This window comes from Alkalimonas cellulosilytica, from assembly GCF_036325985.1.
GTDB classification, from domain to species: Bacteria; Pseudomonadota; Gammaproteobacteria; order Enterobacterales; family Alteromonadaceae; genus Alkalimonas; species Alkalimonas cellulosilytica.
Map to the genome: position 1 here is coordinate 52,901 of NZ_JAUHLI010000001.1, position 21,411 is coordinate 74,311.

The 21,411-nt window shown below is 51.8% G+C and carries 18 protein-coding genes; 9 read left to right on the plus strand and 9 right to left on the minus strand.

Annotated features, from left to right (window positions below):
• Nucleotides 1-22 precede the first annotated feature (22 nt).
• Nucleotides 23-1,798, plus strand: a complete 1,776-nt coding sequence (locus QWY20_RS00225) for a TonB-dependent receptor domain-containing protein (protein WP_330127031.1) — start codon at nt 23-25, stop codon at nt 1,796-1,798.
• A 27-nt stretch (nt 1,799-1,825) separates the two neighbouring features.
• Here the strand turns inward: QWY20_RS00225 and msrA are convergent, their stop codons facing one another.
• The gene (gene msrA / locus QWY20_RS00230) at nt 1,826-2,365 is read right to left on the minus strand and encodes a peptide-methionine (S)-S-oxide reductase MsrA (protein WP_330127032.1); all 540 of its coding nucleotides are present in this window, start codon (nt 2,363-2,365) and stop codon (nt 1,826-1,828) included.
• A gap of 84 nt (nt 2,366-2,449) precedes the next feature.
• On the opposite strand from msrA, the gene QWY20_RS00235 reads away from it, so the two are divergent.
• Together QWY20_RS00235 and QWY20_RS00240 are read left to right on the plus strand one after the other, a co-directional pair.
• Nucleotides 2,450-3,421 carry an NAD(P)/FAD-dependent oxidoreductase gene (locus tag QWY20_RS00235; RefSeq protein WP_330127033.1) on the plus strand — a complete coding sequence of 324 codons (972 nt, stop codon included), beginning with the start codon at nt 2,450-2,452 and terminating at the stop codon, nt 3,419-3,421.
• Nucleotides 3,414-4,130 (plus strand): SDR family NAD(P)-dependent oxidoreductase, encoded by a 717-nt coding sequence (locus tag QWY20_RS00240; protein WP_330127034.1) that lies wholly within the window; start codon nt 3,414-3,416, stop codon nt 4,128-4,130. The genes QWY20_RS00235 and QWY20_RS00240 overlap by 8 nt, the downstream gene beginning before the upstream one ends.
• Nucleotides 4,131-4,192: 62 nt before the next feature.
• Here the strand turns inward: QWY20_RS00240 and QWY20_RS00245 are convergent, their stop codons facing one another.
• A complete protein-coding gene (locus QWY20_RS00245) occupies nt 4,193-7,297 on the minus strand; it encodes an efflux RND transporter permease subunit (protein ID WP_330127035.1) in 3,105 nt (1,034 codons plus the stop codon).
• A gap of 3 nt (nt 7,298-7,300) precedes the next feature.
• Nucleotides 7,301-8,353: an efflux RND transporter periplasmic adaptor subunit gene (locus tag QWY20_RS00250; RefSeq protein WP_330127036.1), complete on the minus strand. Its 1,053-nt coding sequence runs from the start codon at nt 8,351-8,353 to the stop codon at nt 7,301-7,303.
• A gap of 194 nt (nt 8,354-8,547) precedes the next feature.
• Here QWY20_RS00250 and QWY20_RS00255 point away from each other — a divergent pair, with 194 nt between their 5' ends.
• The 6 genes from QWY20_RS00255 to QWY20_RS00280 all read left to right on the plus strand — a co-directional run bounded on the left by QWY20_RS00255 (nt 8,548) and on the right by QWY20_RS00280 (nt 14,577).
• The gene (locus QWY20_RS00255) at nt 8,548-9,234 is read left to right on the plus strand and encodes a DUF2982 domain-containing protein (RefSeq protein ID WP_330127037.1); all 687 of its coding nucleotides are present in this window, start codon (nt 8,548-8,550) and stop codon (nt 9,232-9,234) included.
• 68 nt (nt 9,235-9,302) lie between these two features.
• A complete protein-coding gene (locus QWY20_RS00260) occupies nt 9,303-9,638 on the plus strand; it encodes a hypothetical protein (protein WP_330127038.1) in 336 nt (111 codons plus the stop codon).
• Nucleotides 9,639-9,777: 139 nt separating this feature from the next.
• Nucleotides 9,778-11,412: a DUF342 domain-containing protein gene (locus QWY20_RS00265; protein ID WP_330127039.1), complete on the plus strand. Its 1,635-nt coding sequence runs from the start codon at nt 9,778-9,780 to the stop codon at nt 11,410-11,412.
• 148 nt (nt 11,413-11,560) lie between these two features.
• The gene (locus QWY20_RS00270) at nt 11,561-13,210 is read left to right on the plus strand and encodes an Lcl C-terminal domain-containing protein (protein WP_330127040.1); all 1,650 of its coding nucleotides are present in this window, start codon (nt 11,561-11,563) and stop codon (nt 13,208-13,210) included.
• 9 nt (nt 13,211-13,219) lie between these two features.
• Nucleotides 13,220-13,732 (plus strand): Lcl C-terminal domain-containing protein, encoded by a 513-nt coding sequence (locus tag QWY20_RS00275; RefSeq protein ID WP_330127041.1) that lies wholly within the window; start codon nt 13,220-13,222, stop codon nt 13,730-13,732.
• Between the two features lie 83 nt (nt 13,733-13,815).
• A complete protein-coding gene (locus tag QWY20_RS00280; protein ID WP_330127042.1) occupies nt 13,816-14,577 on the plus strand; it encodes a DUF2884 family protein in 762 nt (253 codons plus the stop codon).
• Nucleotides 14,578-14,604: 27 nt separating this feature from the next.
• On the opposite strand, the gene QWY20_RS00285 is transcribed toward QWY20_RS00280, so the two are convergent.
• The 6 genes from QWY20_RS00285 to QWY20_RS00310 form a co-directional block, all read right to left on the minus strand.
• Nucleotides 14,605-16,557: an SUMF1/EgtB/PvdO family nonheme iron enzyme gene (locus QWY20_RS00285; RefSeq protein WP_330127043.1), complete on the minus strand. Its 1,953-nt coding sequence runs from the start codon at nt 16,555-16,557 to the stop codon at nt 14,605-14,607.
• 166 nt (nt 16,558-16,723) lie between these two features.
• Complete coding sequence (locus QWY20_RS00290; protein ID WP_330127044.1) at nt 16,724-18,574, minus strand: DUF885 domain-containing protein; 1,851 nt, start codon at nt 18,572-18,574, stop codon at nt 16,724-16,726.
• Nucleotides 18,575-18,583: 9 nt separating this feature from the next.
• Nucleotides 18,584-19,720 (minus strand): radical SAM family heme chaperone HemW, encoded by a 1,137-nt coding sequence (gene hemW / locus QWY20_RS00295; protein ID WP_330127326.1) that lies wholly within the window; start codon nt 19,718-19,720, stop codon nt 18,584-18,586.
• Nucleotides 19,721-19,722: 2 nt separating this feature from the next.
• On the minus strand, nt 19,723-20,331 hold the full coding sequence (gene rdgB / locus QWY20_RS00300; protein WP_330127045.1) for an RdgB/HAM1 family non-canonical purine NTP pyrophosphatase: 609 nt from the start codon (nt 20,329-20,331) through the stop codon (nt 19,723-19,725).
• Between the two features lie 6 nt (nt 20,332-20,337).
• A complete protein-coding gene (locus QWY20_RS00305) occupies nt 20,338-20,754 on the minus strand; it encodes a DUF4426 domain-containing protein (protein WP_330127046.1) in 417 nt (138 codons plus the stop codon).
• Between the two features lie 98 nt (nt 20,755-20,852).
• Nucleotides 20,853-21,395 carry a YggT family protein gene (locus QWY20_RS00310; protein ID WP_330127047.1) on the minus strand — a complete coding sequence of 181 codons (543 nt, stop codon included), beginning with the start codon at nt 21,393-21,395 and terminating at the stop codon, nt 20,853-20,855.
• Between the last annotated feature and the right edge of the window lie 16 nt (nt 21,396-21,411).

A 21,411-nucleotide genomic window follows, 5' to 3' on the forward strand; every position in this document is an offset into this window, starting at 1 on the left:
TGGGCACATTGCAGGAGTGTTTATGTTTAAGTATTCGTTGGCAGCTTTGGCTGTCACCTCGCTGCTGCCTGCAGCTTTTGCCGACTCGATTGAAACCATTACCATCTACAGCAGCCGCCAGCCACTTGCGGTGGAGCAAAGTCTGGCCAGTGTCACTGTGCTGGAGCGCGAGGATATTGTCGCTCGTCAGGCAGCCGATTTACCGGCGCTATTAAACCAGTTGCCGGGAGTGACCATTGCCCGCGACGGTGGCCGAGGCCAAAACACCGGAGTGTTTATCCGAGGTGGTAATACTGGTCATACTCTGGTGTTGGTGGATGGTGTCCGCACTGGCTCGGCCACTTTGGGGCAGAGCTCGCTGTCGATGATCCCGCTGGATCTGATTGAGCGCATCGAAGTGATCCGCGGTCCACGTGCCGCCTGGTATGGCTCAGATGCGCTGGCAGGGGTCATTGCCATTACCACCCGACGTCAGCAGCGTACTGAGTTCAATGCCGGGGTGGGCAGCTACGGGCTGCTGGAAACGGATCTGGGTGTGCAGCATCAGCAGGGCGACTGGCAGCTGCATGCGAATCTTGGCTACAGCCGGGCGGATGGTTTTGATGTGCAGCCAGCACTGGACCTGGATAAAGACGGCTTCTGGCAGCGTTTTGCCCGTTTAGGTGCGGCCTACCAATCCGAGCTGGGACAGTTTCACTGGCACAGCCATATCAATAGCGGCCGTTACGATTTTGATACCGCCTGGGGTAGTGAAGATCGCTCAGCGGTTTTGCAGCGCAGCCATGTACTGGGCTGGCAACATCAATGGGCTGAGACCGGTCATCAGTTGCAGCTAAGCCGCAACCTCGATAGTGATACTACGTTTGGCCCGGACTCACGCAGCCCCTTTAGTACCGCCCGCGATGAAGTGAACTATCAGTTGAACCATAGGGTGCAGCCAGCGCTGGATCTGTTGCTTGGGGCAAACTGGTATCAGGAAGAAGTGGCTAAAGCAGCGCCTGCTTATGAAGAGAGTAAGCGCAACAACAGAGCGCTCTTTGCCGGTTTCAATTACCAACCAGCTGACTGGTTGTTTGAGGCGGCGGCCAGACAAGATCGCTTTAGTCAGTATGGTAAAGAGCACACCTGGCAGCTGGCCGCTGGCTATTATGTGTCGGAGCAGTGGTTGCTACGTGTTAGCCGTGGTACGGCTTTTAAGGTGCCTTCGTTTAATCAGCTGTACTGGCCCGGTTTTGGTAACTCGGATTTAAAGCCGGAAGAGTCGGTATCCGATGAAGTGGCCTTGCGTTTTACTGGCTCGCGCTTGCAATCCGAGCTGGTGCTGTTTGACCGTGAGGTCACCAACTTGATTCAAGGCAGCGAGCAGGCTGAAAATGTGCTGCTTGCCACAGTGCGGGGTGCGGAGTACAGCCTTGGTCTGGCTTTAGCTCAGTGGCAGCATCAGCTGGCTTATACCTGGCTGGATGCACGCAATGAACAGACTGGTGAGCCTTTGCAGCGACGGCCGAAACACAGCATCAATCTGCGCAGTGGCTGGCAGGGTGAACAGTGGCAGGCGTTCGCCACCTTGGATTACCAAAGCGCGACCTTTCAGGGTTTTGACTGGAACAGCATGGCCAATTACCCGGATTTGGGTGGTTTTACCTTGCTGGGGCTGGGCGCCAGTTACCAGCTAAGCCCACAATGGCAATTACGAGCCAAGCTGGACAATCTGACCAACAAAACCTATCAGACCAGTATTGGTTACGCTACCGCTGGTCGTAGCATTGGTTTGCGTCTGAGCTATCAGGGCTTCTGAAGGCTGAAGCACTGATGGCCTTTGCGATCAGTGCTTTTTCAGTAAGGCAGCAAACTCCGCTCTGAATTTCGCCATTTTGGGGGCCACAATAAACTGACAGTAGCCTTGCTGCGGGTTTTGCATAAAATAGCCTTGATGGTAACTTTCAGCCGGATAAAAGGTACTGGCTGGGCTAAGCTCTGTCACAATGGGAGCGGCAAACACCTGTTGCTGGTTCATTTCGGCTAGCAGCTGGCTGGCTTGTCGCTGCTGCTCGTCGCTATGAAAGAAAATCACCGAGCGGTACTGGGTGCCTACATCGTTGCCCTGACGATTGAGCTGGGTGGGATCATGCAGGCAGAAGAATATCTGGCACAGCTGCTGAAAACGAATCACATCCGGATCAAAGCGGATCTGCACCACTTCGGCATGGCCGGTCTGGCCGGTACAAATTTGCTGATAATTGGGGTTTTGCGTATGGCCGCCCATGTAGCCACTGATGGCGGTTTCAACCCCCTGAAGTTGGTTCATGGCGGCTTCCAGGCACCAAAAGCAGCCGGCGCCAAAGGTAGCGGTTTCTAAGCTCATCGTATTCTCCTTATGCACGGATAGGATTGATCGTAGCGCTTCTGGTATACGTACACCAGCTCAATTGGATGAATAGGAATCAGCATGCGTGTTGCAATTGTAGGTGCCGGCGTCGCCGGTTTAAGTTGTGGTCAGGCGCTGCTAGCAGCAGGTGCAGAAGTGCACTGGTTTGATAAAAGCAGGGCCACAGCTGGCCGTGCCTCGGCCAAACGGGTTTTTGGCAGTCATGTCGATTTAGGCGCGCAATACTTTACTGTGCGTCAGCTGGCGTTTCGACAGCAAGTTGACCTTTGGGAGCAGCAGCAGTTGGTGGCCCCCTGGCCAGCACAGCTCTACTGCTTTGCTAATGGGCACTTGCAGCAATCCAACGATGATATCAAGCGCTATGTGGGCCTGCCGGCTATGCACAGCCCCTGGCGCGTCGGGCTTTCAGAGTTGGCATTTACACTCAACTGCCGCATTCAGGTTATAGAGTACCAGCAAGGTTGGCAGTTGCAGGCTGAGGATGGCCGCAGCTTCTCTGGCTTTGACGCCCTGGTGCTGGCACTGCCTCCGGCTCAGGCCGCTGAACTGTTGGCTCAGGACGACGATTTACGACAACAAGTACCCACCAGTTTGTTGCAGCCTTGTCAGGCGATTGCGCTTGAGCTATCAGAGCCTATTACGCATCCTGCAACGGCAGTGTTTGTCAAAAACCGGCCTGTAAGCTGGCTGGCTAACAACAGCGATAAACCCGGGCGAAAAGCCGAGCGCCAACACTGGGTGCTGCATTTTACCCCTGAGTTCAGTCAGCAGCACCTGACAGCCACAGCCGATGAGCTAAGCTTGCTGGCACAGGCCGAGTTGTCTTTGCTGTTTCAACAAGATGTTCAGGTAGAACAGAGTGTGCACCAACGCTGGCTTTATGCCATTGTTGATGCAGAGCAGCCTGCGCCAGGTGTGCTGATAAGCCGCCGTTTCCCTTGTGTGCTGACCGGTGACTGGTGTCTGGGAGGTCGGGTTGAAAATGCCTGGCTGGCAGGCCAGCAGGCAGCTAAGGCGGTGCTGCATGTCTGATGTGTTGGTTGTCGGTGGAAGTGGTGCTATTGGTTCGGCGCTGATTCAGCATTATGGCGCTTTAGGGCATGGAGTAACTGCCCTCAGCCGTAAAGCTGCGCCAGCCTGGACGCAGGAGCAGGACTGGCTGCACTGGTTGCCGGTTCATGAGCAGGAGAGTGCCAGTTTGCATGCTGTAGTGGAGCAAAGCCTGGTCAGATCTCCCGGTATCATTTATCTGTGTCAGGGCTGGCTGCATCAAGATGCGATGCTGCCAGAAAAAGCCATCAGTCAGTTAACCGACGAGCAATGGTTGCAGTCGTTGGCCGTCAACTTGTTGTCTCCTGCCAGATACCTGCAGGCGCTAATGCCGTATTTGTTTCGACAGCCTGAGGTGAAAGTGCTGGTACTGAGTGCCAAAGTGGGGAGCATTACAGACAATCATCTTGGTGGCTGGTACAGCTATCGGGCCAGTAAAGCGGCTTTGAATATGTTGGTGAAAACGGCCAGCATCGAGCTGAAGCGGCGTAACAAGGGGGCGACCTTAGTCACGGTGCATCCTGGTACCACCGCATCGGAATTATCCGCACCGTTTCAGGCCAGAGTACCAGCGGCACAATTGCAAAGCCCGCAAAGTACCGCCAGACGCTTGGCTCAGGTTGCCGCCGGTTTACAGCCAGAACACACCGGCTCGCTGCTGAACTGGGATGGCAAGCCCTTGGCGTTTTGAGTTATGTTCAGATTCGCTTAGGATACCAAAACGGGCCGGATTGCCGGCCCGTTAGTTTTTGTTTAACGTTGCTCTGGTCCGGCTGCTGCCTCCAGTGCAGCCAGCTCTTTAGCTAGTCGCTTAGGTGAGCCGGTATTGCGCGCCAAGGCTATGTACATGACTGGCACCACATAGAGCGTTAGCAGCGTAGCCAGTGCTACTCCAGAGAAGATGACGGTACCAATCACCATCCTGCTTTCAGAGCCTGGGCCTGAAGCCAGAATCAGAGGTAGGCTGCTCATGGCGGTGGTAAAGGCGGTCATGGTAATCGGGCGCAGGCGCTGCACTGCGGCACGGCGCACCGCCTCTTCAAAAGCCACACCCGCATCTCTTAACTGGTTGGCAAACTCCACAATCAGAATCCCGTTCTTTGCAACCAGACCAATCAACATCACCAGGCCTATCTGGCTGTAGATGTTCAGCGTCATGCCAGAGAAGTACAAGCCAGCTAAAGCACCGACCAGGCCAAGTGGCACTGTGATCATAATCACCAGCGGGTGAATGAAGCTTTCAAACTGCGCTGCCAGCACCAGATAGGTGATTAGTAGAGCCAGTAAGAATACCAGCAAGGTGGCATCACCACTTTCCTGATACAGCTGCGACTCCCCTTTGTAATCGATGCCAACATAATCATCAATTTCAGTACGCACAATATTTTCCAGGTAGGCGAGGGCTTCGCCCAGGCTGTAGCCAGGCGCCATATTGCCACTGATGGTAATAGCACGCATCCGGTTGTAGCGATTTAAACTGGATGCAGTCGCCTCTTCGCGCAAAGTCACCAGGTTGTCCAATGGGATCAACTGATTGGATGTTCCGGAGCGAATGTAGACATTGCTGATAGTCGATGGTGAGCGGAAGTCGTCATCCCAACCTTCCAGCAGTACATCGTATTCCCGGCCCCGATCCAGAAAGGTGGTGACCCGGCGTCCGCCCAACATGGCTTCCAGTGAGCGGCCAATGGCCCCAATGGAGACACCAAGATCCGCTGCCCGCTCTACATCAATATCTACCAACACTTGTGGGACGGTTTCGCGGTAATCGTGATCCAGCATCAGCAAGTTCGGGTTCTCGGCTGCTTTTTCCAGCACGATGTCGCGCCAGCGAGCCAAATCTTCATAGGTATTGCCCTGCAGCACAAACTGGATAGGTCGGCCACCGCCACCGCCTCCACCCAGGCCACTACGCATAAAGGTAAAGGCACGGATATCCGGCAGTTCATTCAGTTTCATCCGCACTTCGTTCATTAATTCTTCAGTACGGCGGTGATCATTATGCCAGTTCTCGGAGCCGACAATAGCGATACCGCCGTTATTCCCCCATCCAGGCACTCGGATCAGCAAGCGGTTGAACTCTCCCCGTTCGTAATACGGCAGCAGCACATCCTCAACCAGGCTCATATTACGACTGTTGCTGGCGTAACTGGCCCCTTCGGCACCATTCATGCTGACAAAAAAAGTACCTCTGTCTTCAGCAGGAGCTAACTCCGATGGTAGTAAACGCAGCAGCATGAAACTGGATAGCATACAGATGGCTACCAGGGCTATGACCGGCCAACGACTTTTGGTCACGACTTTAAGCTGGTTGGTGTAACCTGACTCCAGTTTCTGGAAGCCAATATGCAGCCAGTTGCCCAGTTTACTCTCACGTTTGCGGTGACTCAGAATTTTGCTGCACAGCATAGGTGACAGGGTCAAAGCCACAATGCTTGAAAACGCGACCGCAGCGGCGACTGCCAGAGCAAACTCAGTAAATAAACGACCAATCTGTCCTTCCATAAAGACCAGAGGCACAAATACTGAAATCAGTACCAGGGTGGTCGCAATCACGGCAAAACCGACTTCGCGGGCACCACGGTAGGCAGCCAGCAAAGGTGGCTCGCCCTGTTCAATCCGGCGGTATATATTCTCCAGCACCACGATGGAGTCATCCACCACCAAGCCAATGGCCAGTACCATGGCCAGCAAGGTCAGCAGGTTGATAGAAAAACCCAATGCATAAAGCACTGTCACGGCCGAGATTAGCGCAACTGGTACCGTGATGGCAGGAATAAAGGTGGCGCGAACATTGCCCAGGAAAAGATAAATCACCAACACCACCATGCTCATGGCGATAGCCAGGGTACGGTAGACCTCTTTGATGGACTCGGAAATAAATAGCGAGGAGTCGTAACCGGGTTCTATGGTGGTGCCAGGCGGCAGGTTTTGCTTGATCCGCTCCATTTCAGCTCGGGCATTACGCACTACTTCCAGTGTATTGGCGGTAGATTGCTTCACAATACCTATGCCAAGTACATTGCGGCCATCACTGCGGAACTCACTTTCTTCATCTTCAGAGGACAGCACCACATGAGCGACTTCGCCCAGTCGAACTAACTGGTTATTAGCACCGCGTTTAATCACCAGGTTTCTAAAATCCTGCTGAGTTAAAAAAGTGCGGGCCACGCGCACGGTGAAGTCACGGTCAAGGGACTTGATGTTACCAGCCGGTAGCTCAACGTTTTCGCTACGCAGTACATTCTCAATATCCTGAATGGTCACCTGGCGCGATGCCATGGCCTCCTGATCCAGCCAGATGCGCATGGCATAACGCCTAGCACCACCGAGACGCAAGTTAGCCACCCCATCCACTACCGAGAAGCGCTCTACAATATGGCGATCGGCGTAGTCGGTCAGCTCCAGCGAAGTCATGTTCGTACTATTCAGCACAAACCAGACCACTACATCATCATCGTCACTTGCTTTAAATACTTCTGGTGGGAATGCTTGATCAGGCAGGTTGTTCAGAGCCCTTGAGACGCGCTCCCGTACATCGTTGGAAGCCGCATCGATGTCCCGGCTGATGTTGAACTCGATGGTAATATTCGAGCGGCCATTCCGGCTGGTTGAGTTGATGCTCTTGATGCCCTCAACACCGCTGATTCGATCTTCCAGCAGCTGGGTAATACGCGACTCGACAATCTCTGCCGACGCGCCCGGATAGACGGTGCTGATACTGACGACAGGGCGATCGATGCTTGGGTACTCACGCAGCGGCAGCATGGTAAAACAGACAATGCCAAAAGTGAGAAGCAGCAGGTTAACAACAGTAGCAAAAACCGGGCGTTTCACCGATAAGTCTGATAGCAGCATAGGTTACTCCACCCGACTAATAGTAACGCCAGTACGTACTTTCTGTACGCCCTCGATGATGATTTCATCGCCTTCTGACAAACCATCAACAATTTCAACCCAGCCCGGAATACGTTCACCAATCTGGACCTGAAGTTGTGTCACCTTGTTGTCCGTCCCAACCTTGTAAACATATTGCCGGTTTTGCAGTGGCACCAAGGCATTCTCAGGCACCATCAGCACATCCTGATTGGTGAGTGTCACCCGAACATTCAACAGCATACCCGGACGCAAGCGTAAGTCCTGATTATCCACCACCCCGTGCACCCGGACTGATCGGGTCACCGGATCAATCCTTGGGTCAATGGCTTTTATTTCACCATGAAAATCCACATTCCGGTAAGCGACATTGCCAATCGTTACCGGCATCCCAACTGCCAGCTCAGCAATAAAACGCTCCGGTACATTGAACTCGACCCGAAGCACTGAAATATCGTCTAGGGTGGTAATGACACTACCGCTGTTGATGTAAGCCCCCTGACTGACCGAGCGTAAACCCAGTACACCATCAAAAGGTGCCCGGATGGTCATTTGCCGTAAGCGTGACTCAGCACTTTCCAGTTGCGCCAGAGTGGTATTGACGCGGGTTTGTTGCTCATCCAGCATGGACTGAGCTGTGGCTTGGGTAGCGGCCAGGTTTTTTAAACGTTCCAGCTGGCGCTGTTGTTCGGTTAATTGTGCTTGCAGCTCTGCAACACGGGCGCGTTGTTCAACGTCATTTAAACGGGCGATCACATCGCCGCGTTGCACACTCTGGCCTTCTATGACATTCAGATAAGTCAGGTACTCGCTGCTGGATGCGATCAGTTGCACCGAGTTATTGGCAAGCCCAGTTCCCAAAGCATTCACTTGTCTGGCTAATGGTTGTATTGCTGCCTCAGTGGTTTTAACAGCAACTGCACGGGCCGGCGGGCGCTGTCCGTTAGGCTCTTGCTGTGTTTGATAAAATAAGTACCCCGCAAACAGCAGCAAAGCTGCCAGCAAGAAAAGGACGATAGCGGAATGTTTTTTGGCCACAATAACTCCAGTGCTGAAATAAAAACGAGTGCATGGCTATTGTATGTAAATTAGTGCTCGTTGGATTTCATGTTGTCGCAGTGCATGCGGTATTGGTCGTATAAAACCCATTTTCTGACTGTTTAACGCGAAATAGCATGCCCCCAGCAAATACAGTATAGTTGTTGGCAGACGCAAAGTAAGGAAGAAGTATAATGTCGCAACAGGCAGAGACAGCGGCTACAGTTAAAGCTTACAAGGCCAGTGGTAATGAAGGTGGTGCTAAAACCATGCTGGTTAGTGGCGCCATTTTTGTGCTGTTGGTGCTTTATTCCTGGCTCTTTGTGGAGCAAGCCAATCCAATGTTGGCTATTTGCTTTATTGCAGCCTCCATCGGCATCTATACAGGCTGGGCGAAATTGGCTGAGCCACTGCATGGGATTGTCTGTGATGACAGCGGCGTGCGTTATCATCATAAAAGGGGCAGTTGGCTGCTTCCCTGGCAGGCATTCTCTCATTGCAGCCCACAACCTGATTTGGAGCACGAGGTCAACTACATCGCCTTTAAAGTGACCGATATGCATGCTTTTTTACAGCATTTGCCTCTGCGCTTGGCCATTAAATTGATGATGGAGCAGCGAGCACTTTGGTTTGCGGTTTTAAAAGAGAAATGCCCGCAGGGGCAATGTGCAACGGAGTGGCTGGCTGAAAAGGATCGCTTTTCGACCCCACAAAAGCAATACGATGGGGTGCTGGCAATGTTTGCCAATCGGATGCAGAAGCTCGGACAGTTTGCTGGCTTCGAATTGTTTATACCTGTCAACTGCATTGATGTCCCTGCGGAGCAGTTTTGTAAAGAGGTCAATCTGATGCGACTGCAGCAGTTGAACGCCGATTCTTAAGCTAGACAGTTCAGAGTGGCTGTATCATAATGGAATGAAATTAGTACTGTTAAGTCAGGTGGCTATGCATGAATAATTACGAAAAGGCATTTTTGGTAAGTGGGCGCAACACCATTATTCACAAGCAAAAGAAAGTGGATTTGGTGATCATTAATGACGATGAAGACCCACCGCTGATTGTGACCCGGCATGGGGTAAAGCCTTTTAAGGAAGCAGTGCCAGCCAGTCGTTCTGAAGCCAAAGAGCGTTATATGGAGCTGGTTGATATCTCCAGTACCGAAGTGTTTGGTGAGTGTAAGACCTTATTATTTGTTCAGGCGCTGAACAACAAAGAATACAAAATTGATTACAGCAAAGCCAATACCGAGCTATTTATTCGCGTTCATCAGGATAATTACATCTGATTGCTGATTTGCCCTGGCCAAAAGAGGTACAGGGCTTGCCTTTCCGCTGAATTTTTGTTTCATTAGGACTACACAGCAATAAGTGGTGTCCTATCCGGTGAGCGTCCAATCTATAAGCTTTAAAGAAAAAGAACAACAAGTGCACGCTGTTGTCTCCGTCAGTGATCAGCCATTGAGTAAAGAAGTCTTGCAACAAGCCATGCAAGCTGCTGGATTTGGTCGCTGCAAGCCAGTGCCAGAGCAAATTAAAAACCTGCTGGCGCACTATGAGCAAGAACAACAGAAAGTCAAAGAAAAGCTACAAGCACCAGGCAGTAAAGAGCTCAGTTATCTGGTGGCTGAAAAGATTCCAGCAGAACTTAGTTTCAGTATTGCCGAAGACAAAATGTCGGCCAGCGCTCATATCACCGCCGCTTTTGGCGGCGACCCAATCTCTGCCAATGCCCTGGTGAAGGCCGCCCAGAAAGAAGGCATTGTGTTCGGTTTTATCAAAAATAACATTATTCATTTGGTCAGCCAGGCCAGCAAAGCTGAGCCTGGAGCAAAGCTAAAACACACCATTGCTTTGGGACGCGCGGTGAGCCAGGGTGAAAACTCACGATTCGAGCCCTTGATCCCTTCGATGGAAAGTCGCCGTAACCGTCCGGTAATTAACCCGGACGAAAAAAAAGCAGACTTACGGGATTTTGGCGTGATCCCTTCGATAGCTCCGGGTGAGCCTTTGATGCGACGTCATCCACCTACTCCGGGGAAAGAAGGGATGACCGTCACCGGTGAGCCAATGCCTGCCATGCCGGGGCTAACTGTCGAGTGGAATTTAGGTGAAGGTGTTGGCTTGTCAGCCGAGGATCCAGATGTATTAAAAGCCACCCGTGATGGCTTGCCTCGCGTGATTGAAGCTGGTGCGACGGTGGATGAAGTCTTTAGTGTCAAGGAGGTGGATAACAGCACCGGCCACATTATTTTTAAAGGCTCAGTGGTTATAAGCGGTGATGTACGTGAAGGCATGAAAGTGATTGCCGGCGGCAATATTTTTGTCAAGGGAATCATGGAGGGAACTTTGCTTGAAGCCGGTGGCGATGTCACCATTCAAGGGGCTGTCATTGGTCATCAAATCTCCAATCCTGGCGCCGAAAGTGATTACAGCACTGTCGTGACCGCCAAAGGCGATGTGCAGTGCAATATGGCACAATATGCCCGCTTTAACTGTGGCGGTAATTTGTATGTCAACAAGCAACTGGTGCACAGTGCGGTAGAGGCTCACAGTGTCTTCGCCGGGCCGGAGGAAAAGCCCACCGGTAAAATTATCGGTGGTACCTTCTATCTGGATCAAGGGGTGTATGCTGGTAGCTTGGGGGCTTTGTCCATCAGTTCTGTCGTGATCCGTCTAAATCGTTTGATAGATCCTATCGTTGAAAAACAAGAAGTACTGCGTGCCAGTGTTGCTGGCCTTAAAACCGATATGGCGGCTGTAAAGGAAAAAATTGAGCAGTTTAAAAAGCTTGATGGAAGTCCTGCCATTGAAGCCAGACTGATGGAGCTATCGACAGAGTTTGAAGATTATCGACGCACGGCTACTGAGTTAATTGCCGATATTCGCTTGTTGGAAGAGCAACGCAAAGAGCTGTTAAATAAAGCAGAGGTAGTTGCCCGTAATGAGCTTTTCTCCGCGGTAGAAGTGCAGTTTGATAAAGAAATCATTCGTAGCAGGCGTGAGTATGGTCCGTCCAAAATTCATATGGTGGGTGTAAAGCCAGAAATCGAGCCGCTGTAACTCCTTGCTATGCCATGGAGCTCCTACTTTATCAGAGCTTTGCTATAGCCTGCAGCCAATTGGCCTGAAGCTTGCTATATTTTCTGTCAGAAGAGCGGCTACCCATCTTGAACGCATCGGCCGTTGGTAACGAAGTGACAGAAAAACTATGACAAACACCCGATGGCTACTACTGATTAGTTTGCTGCTGTTGATGGCTTGTGGTGATAAAGGCTCTGAAGCCGATGGCCTTGCCAGTGTCAATGCCGGGCCGGATCAGAAACTACATGCAGGAGCAGTATTAACCCTTGCAGCCCGCGGCGATCCTGCCGGCGGTGAGTTCAGCTGGCATCAACTCAGTGGTCCTGCTTTAGCTGACTTCCCGCACGCAGGGGCAAGCATTTCATTGACACTGCCGGAGCAAATCAGCCAGGCACGCTTGGTTTTTGAAGTGCGTTACAGATTGCCTGATGGTCGCCTGTTGACAGACCGGCTGCAGGTGGAAGTGATTCCAAGGGTGTCACAGCCAGTGGCATTCATTCAAAGTTCCCTCACCTCAGAGCAGACAGCCTTGACTGGTCAACTAGTCCTGCTGGATGGCAGTGAATCCTTTGATCCAGAAGGGCAAAGCCTTTCCTTTTTCTGGCAACAACTTGCAGGCGATATCAATTGGCTGGACGGCCAGAACCTGTCTGGGCCACAATTGCAGCTAAAAGCACCTTTACTGGCTGCGGATAGTCTTTTTTTGTTTGAACTCACGGTGCAAAATGATGCTGGCTTAAGCGATCAAGCTGAAATTCAGGTGAGAGTACAAGGCAACGCGGCTGGTATCTTTGCTGATCCGGGGCCGGAGCAAAGGGTAATTGAATTTAAGCGACACTGGTTGGATGGCAGCGATTCAGCTTCATTGCGAAGTGCCGTTAGCTGCCTTTGGACACAAATTGCTGGTAATACCGTTGTGCTGACCGATGCAACCGATTGTCGTACGGACTTTATCGTACCGGATAGCCGGCTTAAGCCTGGGTTAGTTTTTCAATTGCAGGTGCAAGACAGCAGTGGCGCCAGTGCAACAGCCCCATTAAGGTTAATGGTGCATCCCTCGGCGCTGCATTACCAGCCAGATACAGGCCAAAGACAGTGTTACGATCAACTGGCGGCGATCCCTTGTAACAATCAGGCCTATCCACGGCAGGATGCTGACTTTGGCCGTGATGCCATAGCGCCATTTTTGAATAAGATAGGTGTTGGCCGGGCAGGATTCGATTTTAGTAAGCTGGATGCCTTTGGTGATGAGTTACCGCGTGATGCTACGGAATTTGTGTGCCTACGTGATAATGTCACTGGCCTTATTTGGGAGTTAAAAGAGCCGGTTGCTGCAAGCCTGGCTTCGGCGTCGCTGCGCTCAGCCAGTAACTATTACAGTTGGACCAGCAGTGCCGATGGCAATGGCGGTAATGCCGGTCAGGCTGCAGCCGCCCAGGATGGTTGCCCCAGCAATAGCGATTGCGGCACTGCAACCTATGTCGCTGCGGTGAATACCAGCCTCTACTGTGGCGGGGCCAATTGGCGTCTGCCCACTGTTACAGAGTTAAACAGCCTGGTTGATTTTGGCGAAGCGGAAGTGCTTGACCCAGCACTGTTTCAGCATGAACCGGATTCAGCTGTGTTGGGACATCGCTATTACTGGACCCGTCAGAGCAGTGCTGAGGGCGGTGGTGCCCATGCCGTCTGGGTGATTAGTATGGGTGATGGCAATGATAACTCCTTGCCCAAACGTGCTGACAGTCGTGCTTATGTTCGCCTGGTACGCAGTCCTTAAGGAGATCCTATGCACTTTATCCTATTGCTAAGTGTGCTGCTCACTGCTGGCCTTGTGCAGGCTAGCCAGGCCTGTTTTGCTGACATTTCCGCTTCCACCCTAAATGATGATTTTACTGCTTTGCCTGGAGGACAGGTGCTGCAACAAAGCAGGGGATTGATCTGGCAGCGTTGCTTGTATGGACAAAGCTGGAACCACGCTGAGCAGCGCTGTGATGGTTCGGCTATCCGGTTGACCTGGCAGGAAGCTCTGCAGCAAAGCATCAGCATGTCTGACACTGCTCTTGCCTGGCGCGTGCCAGATGTAAAAGAAGCGATGAGTATGATTGAACGCCAGTGCGTTGATCCTGCTATCCGGTTGTCCGTGTTTCCAAATGCCAACAGTGAAACTATCTGGACCAGCACCACAGTGCAGGCTATGCCAGCTGAAGCCTGGGCCATTGCCATGTACAGTGGTAAAAACAACCGCAAAGGCAAAGAGCAGCAACTTTATGTGCGCTTTGTCCGGCTTTCCGATGAGTAGATGGTTGGCTGCGTTTGATTGTGCTGAGTAAAGAGTTGGAATAAGCTACCATCTACCAACAGTGGGGTAGGCAGGATTATGTTGTGAAACGTCTGATAATTTTCAGCCTGTTGTTTAGTGTCTGGTCAGTTCAGGCCCGCGACTGCAATATGGGCTTTGGCTATGGTTTGCTGATTTCCCCGGAGCAAATCCGCATTATGAGTAATGATCGGACTCTGATGCAGATCAATCATGATGCTCAGTTGTTTATTCAGGGCGAATGGCAGGATTTAAGCGAGGAAGACACCGCCTTGGTGACGGAGTACAGTCAGGGGCTGCGTAAGTTTGTGCCAGAAATTGTCAGCATAGCAGTGGATGGTGTTGAGTTAGGCTTATCTTCCATGGAGCGGATGTTGTCTGGTGTAGGCAGCCGATCGCAGCAAGCCGAATGGAATGATTTGATCCGGGAAACGACCTTTCAGTTGATGTCGCGTTTTGTCCGCAGTGGCGATCACTTTTATCTGGCGCCACAAAGCCTGAACGAGCTGGAGCATTTCTTAAATGGCGAATTGAAGCCACAACTCAATAATCTGGCGCGCCACTCCTTTGGGGCTGTATGGGAAGCACTACGCGATACCTTGCAGCATACCGATGCTAACTTTGAGCAAACCGATCCACAGCAGTGGGATGCTGTCGGTCATTTAGTGGACCGTATTAACTCAGGACTGGACGAAAAAGCCAGCTTGTTGGAAGAGAAAACGGCTTTGTTTTGTCAGCGGCTGAAGGAGCTGAACGAAATTGAGTCGCAATTGCAGCAGAGACTGCCGCAACTGCTTGCCTACGATCTGGTGGTGCAAAAGAACTAGGCCCGTTGCCGGGCCTGAGTATTTTTTTTAGTTGGTACTTTGCACCAGGCGAAAGCCATTATTGCGATGGCGGATGGTGGCATCATGGCTGGTGCGGTAGGTGGCTGTCAGCTCGGTTGGGCTCGACAGCCAAGTGCCACCTCTTTGCACGCGTCGGACACAATTACCAGATAATACAGGGGCTACCGAACGAGCTGCTTGTTGGTAATTTGGATTCCAGCAATCCATGGTCCATTCCCACACATTGCCGTGCATATCGAACAAACCAAAGTTGTTGGGCGCAAAGGACATCACGGCAGTGGTCCCATCGAGCTGAGTACTGCACTCACCACCACTGCGCCGTCCGAAGCGTGCTTGCTCGCAAGTGATCTGCTGGCCAAACTGGTAAGGATCCTGGTTGTGGGCCTTGGCGGCATATTCCCATTCTACTTCCGAGGGCAAGCGAAATTGCTGACGGGCAGCCTGATTCAGCCAGGGAATAAACTCCATGGTAATTTCATTAAAACTGACATTAATCACGGGTCTGTTGCCACGCCCCCAGCCTTCATCTCTGGGGCGGTGTTTGCATCCACCTTGTTCGACACAAGCATCCCACATGGCAAAGGTCACCTGATGGGCCATCATCTGAAACTCTGGCACCTCGATGGTTCTCACCGGCAACTCTGCTTCGGGGCAGTTTACCTGGGTACAACCCATGCTGAAGCTGCCTGCCGGGATAGTCACTAACTGGTACATTGAACGGGTTGCCTCCAGTCGCTGTGACTCAATCTGAGCCAGGCGCTCCATACTATGGTGTTCGGTCAGTAGTTGACGATCCGATGCGGAAGGCTTGCTGATGGCATAGGTAACACCCATCAACAACAGAGCGCCAATGCCAGCTGCGCCCAGTTGCAATTGGCGTGAAAAGCCAGCTGGCTTAGTGTCATCCTCAGGCGATGACACCGGGACAGCCTGAATGGGCTTGGACACGCCTGGCGTTTGTTCTGAACGGGGGGGAGCTTGTTTTACTGCTGGCTTTTCTTGCGGTGCCTTGGGTTGTGGGGCAGGTTTTAAATCAGCCACCACCGGTTGCAGGCTGGTATCATCCAGCCGGGCTAGTACTTCAGCCACACTTTGTGGCCGATCTTTTTGACGTAGGCGGACACAAGACTCCACCAAATTGTACAGGCCCTGGCTGTAGCCTTTGGTTTGCTCCCGAAGGGGAGGCAATGGATCGGGTTCGTGATCCAGTGTTGCATTGAGCCGATCCTGTGCATAAGGCAGCTCAATCCCCGTCATCAGACGATACAAGGTCATGCCCAGCCCATAAAAGTCACTGGCTGCGGTCAACTGAGTTTTCTTTGATAGCAGTTCTGGCGCAAGATATGGCGAGACAGACTCAAGCGCTAGCATGGCTGCCAGAGTATTGCTGCTGCCAACCAGCTGTGACTGGCAGAAATGGCTGAGTACCGGTGCCGACCACTCGCGCAGCAGAATGTTTTCAGGTTGAATCCCCAGATGCACGATACCTTTGCTGTGCAAGTGCTGTAACCCATCCAGCAATGGCAGCAGCAAGGCGCGGATATCTGCTTCTGGCAGAGGTTGAAATGCTTCTTGCTGAATCTGTTCCTGCAAGGTTGGGCTGTCAATTCGCTCATGCACACTGAGGAAAGTGCCACCATGTTGCAGACAAGCCAAAGTCCGGTTTAAAGCCGGGTGGTTGCAATCGGTCAGTTGTTGAATCACCTCAGAAAAACGTTCGATGCTTTCCTGCAAGGCATCTGTTTTTGACACATCACTGACACTGATCTCACTGAAACTGCTGCGCCTGCTGGCCAGCGCTGTGGGGAAAAACTCATTCAATGTGACCAGACGATTGCTGGTTGCACTTAAAGCGCGGTATGTAATGCTGATATCATTGTGCCGCAGTGCTTTAACAATACTGTAATCCTGGACTGGGGATCCTGTGCTTAAAGGTACTCGATTTTCTGTTATTTTCATTATGATCTTGACCCTAATGTAATACTTTTGTCCCTTTTTTTAAGAAATTTGCGATTACATTCCATGCCTTAGGCTTCAGGTATGTTATAAACGGAATTGAGGCTCAGGCCAAGCGATTATTGATAAAAAAGGCGGGGTTAGCCGCCTTAGTCAGAGTTTTCTTGGGTTATTGCTGTTTTTCAGCGATGTAGGCATCAATCAGCTGCTCCAGTACATCCAGGGGAACTGCGCCACTTCGTAGTACCACATCATGAAATTCGCGGATATCGAAGTGCTCACCGAGCTGTGTTATGGCCTTTTCCCGTAACTCGAGCAAACGGATCATTCCAATTTTGTAGGCTGTGGCTTGTGCCGGCATCACGATGTAACGCTCGATGGCTTTTTGTGCATCACCGGCAGGGTTTGGGGTGTTTTCTACCAGGTAAGCAATAGCTTGTTCACGGCTCCAGCCTTTATGGTGAATGCCGGTATCCACCACCAGACGGGCAGATCGCCACAGTTCCATCGCCAATCGGCCAAAGTCGGAATAGGGATCTTGGTAAAGACCGATCTCTTTGGGTAGTAATTCGGTATAAAGCCCCCACCCTTCGGTGTAGGCGGTATAACCACCAAAGCGGCGAAAACGCGGGATCCCTTCCAGCTCCTGCTGAATGGCCAGTTGCATGTGATGGCCAGGCAAGCCTTCATGGTAGGCCAGAGCTTCCAGTTGATAGATCGGCATATCACTCATGCGGTATAAGTTGGCGTAGTAAATGCCTGGCCGGCTGCCATCCATCGATGGCCGTTGGTAAAACGCTTTACCGGCGGATTGTTCACGAAAGGGTTCTACTGCCCGCACTTCCATGTCCGCCTTTGGCAAGGTCAGGAAAAGCTCATCCAGTCGGGTCCGCATATGATCGATCACATCGGTTGCTTGCTGCAGGTAGGCCTGGCGTCCTTCATCGGTATCCGGGAAGTAAAATTGTGGATCGCTGCGCATAAACTCAAAGAACTCTGCCAGCGAGCCATCGAATTCTACCTGCTGCATGATATGGCGCATCTCTTGATGGATCCGTGCGACATCATCCAGGCCGATTTGGTGGATTTGTTCCGCTGACAGTTTGGTGGTCGTCATGCGGTTTAAAGCGTGTTGATAAAAAGCCTGGCCATCCGGCAGGCGCCAGACCCCATCGTCGTCTCCGGCACGCTGTTCCAGTTGCTCTAAATAAGCAATCAGTTGTTGGTAGGCAGGCTTTACACTGGTGATCAAGGCAAGCTCGGCTTCATTCAGCAGCAATTGCTGTTCTTCTGCTGATAATGGCAATGCAGTCACTTTACGCTGAAAGTCGGCCCAGATCAGATTGTCGTCGCCATCATCAAACGGAGCTCCACTGATCACATTTTTGCTGTCGTTCAGTACATAGGGAAAAACAAAACGGGGGATGATGATGCCTTGCTCAGCACGTTGTTCCAACTGCTCAATCAATTGAGTAAAGAGCAATGGGACTGCGTTCAGCCGGCTGATGTATGCTTTAGCATCTTGCTCATTGTCTATTCGGTGCTGGTTTAACAAGGTAACCGGTACCGTGGTATGGACGCCTCGCATCTGATTGACCGGGTAGCTGTACAGATGCCAACGGTCATTCTCCAGTTGTTGCTGCAATCGTTGTGTCATCAGTTGATAGCTGAGCAATGTTTGTTCATCGAGCGCCGAGCTGTCGATGTTGCCAAGCAGCACCTGATGTTGACGTGTTAGCTCCAGATCTGCCAAACGGCGCTGCTCGGATAAATCTTGCCAGCGATCGTTGTTGGTTTTCAAGCCCAACTGGGTTTGACGCAGTGGATTAGTCGCCAACTCTTCATCAAATATCTGCTCAAAAATAGCATTGGCGCGTTCTGACTCGGTGAATTGACTACTTTGCTGGCTGCTGTTTGCAGTACTTGGCGAATAACTGCTTTGCTTGGCTGGCTCGCAAGCGGTAAGTAAGCTTAAGCTGATGGCAAGCGCCAGACTGGTCAGGCGAAATGGAGTGGACATGGTAGCTCCTTAAATAAATAGGCTCAGCAAGTCATTCAGGTAACGGGCGCCTTTGCTGGTCACCTGCCAGTGTTTCATATCTTGCTTAATCAGTGCCAGCTTAGAGGCTTGGTGCAAGGCTGCCGAGACACTTTCGACCGGCAGGCCAGTGCGTGCGGTAAAGTCGTCGATGGGGCAGGGTTCCAGTAAGCGAAACCGGTTCATAAAAAACTCGAACGGTAACTCATCGGCCCCAACCAGTCGCTGCTCATCGAGATAAGGGCGGCTCAGATCCATATAGCCTTTGGGGTGTTTGATCTTGGTTGTGCGCAGTACAGCCTGTTTCTCTGGCAAGGTGATTTTGCCATGGGCTCCGCAGCCGATCCCGAGGTAATCCCCAAAACGCCAGTAATTCAGGTTGTGCTGGCATGGATGATCAGGTTTGGCATAAGCTGAAGTTTCGTATTGCTGGTAGCCGTTAGCCAGCAACAATTGGTGACCTTGCTCCTGGATTTCCCACAGTAACTCATCTTCAGGTAAGACCGGTGGCCTGGAAGCAAAGGCGGTATTTGGCTCAATGGTTAACTGATACCAGGATAAGTGGGGTGGCTCTAAAGCGATGGCTTGTTGCAAATCGGCTATGGCAGCTGCGACTGTTTGACCGGGCAGGCCATGCATTAAATCCAGGTTAAAACTATGCAGGGGGAGTTTGGCTGCCAGCTGCGCTGCCTGGATGGCCTCAGTGCTGCTATGGATCCGGCCAAGTGCAGTTAGCTGTGTTTGCTGAAAGCTTTGCACACCAATCGAGAATCGGGTCACTCCAGCTGCCACATAACCGGCAAAGCGCTCAGCTTCAAAAGTGCCGGGGTTGGCTTCCATGGTCACTTCGCAACCATCGGCCAGTTGCACGCAGCTACGGACACCGGCCAGAAGTCGTGCTATGCCGGCGGCGGTAAACACACTGGGGGTGCCGCCGCCGATAAAAATACTTTGAATCGTGCGGTGCTGCACCCAGGATAGATCCTGCATTAAATCATCCAACAAATGGCTGATATATTCTTGCTCCGGGATCCCCTGCTTGACGGCATGGGAGTTAAAGTCGCAGTAAGGACATTTTTGGATGCACCAAGGTATATGAATATACAGCGATAAGGGCGGTAGTTGCAGGCTCAAGAGACCAGATACCCCTGTTGTTGCAATTGGCTTAGCAGTTGGCGAAGTGCTTGGCCACGATGACTGCGTTGCTGTTTTTGCGCTTTGCTAAGCTCGGCAGCAGTGCAGCTGAGCTCAGGCAGGTAAAACACCGGGTCATAGCCGAAACCTCCCAGCCCCTGGGGTTGATGATGGATGACTCCTTGCCAGCGACCATGACTGATTAAAGGCGTTGGATCTTCGGCATGGCGCATAAACACCAGCACACAGTGAAACTGTGCCTGACGATGTTGCACCGGTACTTGACTGAGTGCTTGCAGCAGTTTATTGACATTATCAGCATCGCTGGCCCCTTCGCCGGCAAAGCGGGCGGAGTAGATGCCAGGCGCGCCATTTAAGGCATCGACTGCCAGGCCGGAGTCATCGGCAATGGCCGGTAAGCCGGTATGAAGGGCGGCATGCCGGGCTTTGATAATGGCATTTTCGACAAAACTCAGGCCAGTTTCATCGGCATCAGCCAGCTTAAATTCACTTTGGGGTGTTACGGTGCAGGCATAAGGAGCCAGCATGGCTGCCAACTCCTTCACTTTGCCCTGATTGCCAGTGGCTAAAACCAGTTGTTTCATGAGGTCTCAATCAATGTAGTAAGTGTGTTCAAAGCGCAAACGCTGCTGCTCATTGCCCTGTTGCAGCTGGATATCAAAGCGCCATAACTCTTCGTTGCGAATGGTCAGCGGAGCGAAGTAATAGATGGCAGCGCCGTCCCGTACCTGCTGAAAACGCAGGGTACGTTGTTGCCCGAGCAGGTTACGGGCTGTGCCGGTGACATTCACCTGTTGGGCCGTCTGATCATCGCTGCTCAGGACAGACAGATTTACAATACCGGTAAACCGGCTGCGCTCGATACCATAACTACGGGCTACTTCAGGGGTTAAAAAAGTGGCATTAAAAGCCAGATAGTGGACATCCCAGGGACCTAAAGTTTGCTTTTGCTCGGCGACAACGAAGCCACTGAACAGCAAAAAAAGACAGGCCAGCCAGATTCTCATACACACCTCGTTCACGTAAGGCAGGGGGGATAAAGTATAGCTGAAACCGACTGTGCTGTCGCAGGGTAAACCGTTGAGACAGCACAGCGGGAAAGGCTTTAGAAGCCCCGTAACACATCGGCTAGCAGGATTTGTACAAACTGCAGCGCAATTAAAGCAACCAGCACCGATAAATCCAGGCCTCCCATGGGTGGGATCACCCGGCGGATAGGTCGAAGCAAAGGCTCAGTGAGTTGGTGCATGACCTGTTCAATGGGATTACGGCCCTGACTGAACCAGCTTAGGATGGCACGGATCACCAAAATCCAGAATATCAGGCTAAGGCTTTCTTTCAGTAGAATCAACACACCGGCAACCAGCGCCTGGCTGGGGGCAATACCACCTAACAACAATTGCTGCAGCACCAGCATTTTGACCACAGCCACCAGCCATGCCAGCACCAGGGTAGCAGTATCCAGTTGTCCCAGACTGGGGATTACTTTACGTAAAGGCAACACCAAAGGATTGGTTGCTTTGACAATAAACTGACTGAATGGATTGTAAAAATCCGCCCGAGCCAACTGCAACCAAAGTCTTAGCACCACCACCATCAGGTAGAGATTAAAGCCGGTATTGATTAGAAAAAACAGCGCGTTATTCATAGCGTCCCCAAAAGTT

Bases quoted from the DNA above. Each gene is read 5' to 3' on its own strand.
- QWY20_RS00235 (WP_330127033.1), top strand. From the start codon at position 2,450: ATGCGTGTTGCAATTGTAGGTGCCGGCGTCGCCGGTTTAAGTTGTGGT.
- QWY20_RS00225 (WP_330127031.1), top strand. From the start codon at position 23: ATGTTTAAGTATTCGTTGGCAGCTTTGGCTGTCACCTCGCTGCTGCCT.
- msrA (WP_330127032.1), bottom strand. From the start codon at position 2,365: ATGAGCTTAGAAACCGCTACCTTTGGCGCCGGCTGCTTTTGGTGCCTG.
- QWY20_RS00310 (WP_330127047.1), bottom strand. From the start codon at position 21,395: ATGAATAACGCGCTGTTTTTTCTAATCAATACCGGCTTTAATCTCTAC.
- QWY20_RS00245 (WP_330127035.1), bottom strand. From the start codon at position 7,297: ATGCTGCTATCAGACTTATCGGTGAAACGCCCGGTTTTTGCTACTGTT.
- QWY20_RS00275 (WP_330127041.1), top strand. From the start codon at position 13,220: ATGCACTTTATCCTATTGCTAAGTGTGCTGCTCACTGCTGGCCTTGTG.
- QWY20_RS00285 (WP_330127043.1), bottom strand. From the start codon at position 16,557: ATGAAAATAACAGAAAATCGAGTACCTTTAAGCACAGGATCCCCAGTC.
- rdgB (WP_330127045.1), bottom strand. From the start codon at position 20,331: ATGAAACAACTGGTTTTAGCCACTGGCAATCAGGGCAAAGTGAAGGAG.
- QWY20_RS00260 (WP_330127038.1), top strand. From the start codon at position 9,303: ATGAATAATTACGAAAAGGCATTTTTGGTAAGTGGGCGCAACACCATT.
- QWY20_RS00305 (WP_330127046.1), bottom strand. From the start codon at position 20,754: ATGAGAATCTGGCTGGCCTGTCTTTTTTTGCTGTTCAGTGGCTTCGTT.
- QWY20_RS00240 (WP_330127034.1), top strand. From the start codon at position 3,414: ATGTCTGATGTGTTGGTTGTCGGTGGAAGTGGTGCTATTGGTTCGGCG.
- QWY20_RS00290 (WP_330127044.1), bottom strand. From the start codon at position 18,574: ATGTCCACTCCATTTCGCCTGACCAGTCTGGCGCTTGCCATCAGCTTA.
- QWY20_RS00270 (WP_330127040.1), top strand. From the start codon at position 11,561: ATGACAAACACCCGATGGCTACTACTGATTAGTTTGCTGCTGTTGATG.
- QWY20_RS00255 (WP_330127037.1), top strand. From the start codon at position 8,548: ATGTCGCAACAGGCAGAGACAGCGGCTACAGTTAAAGCTTACAAGGCC.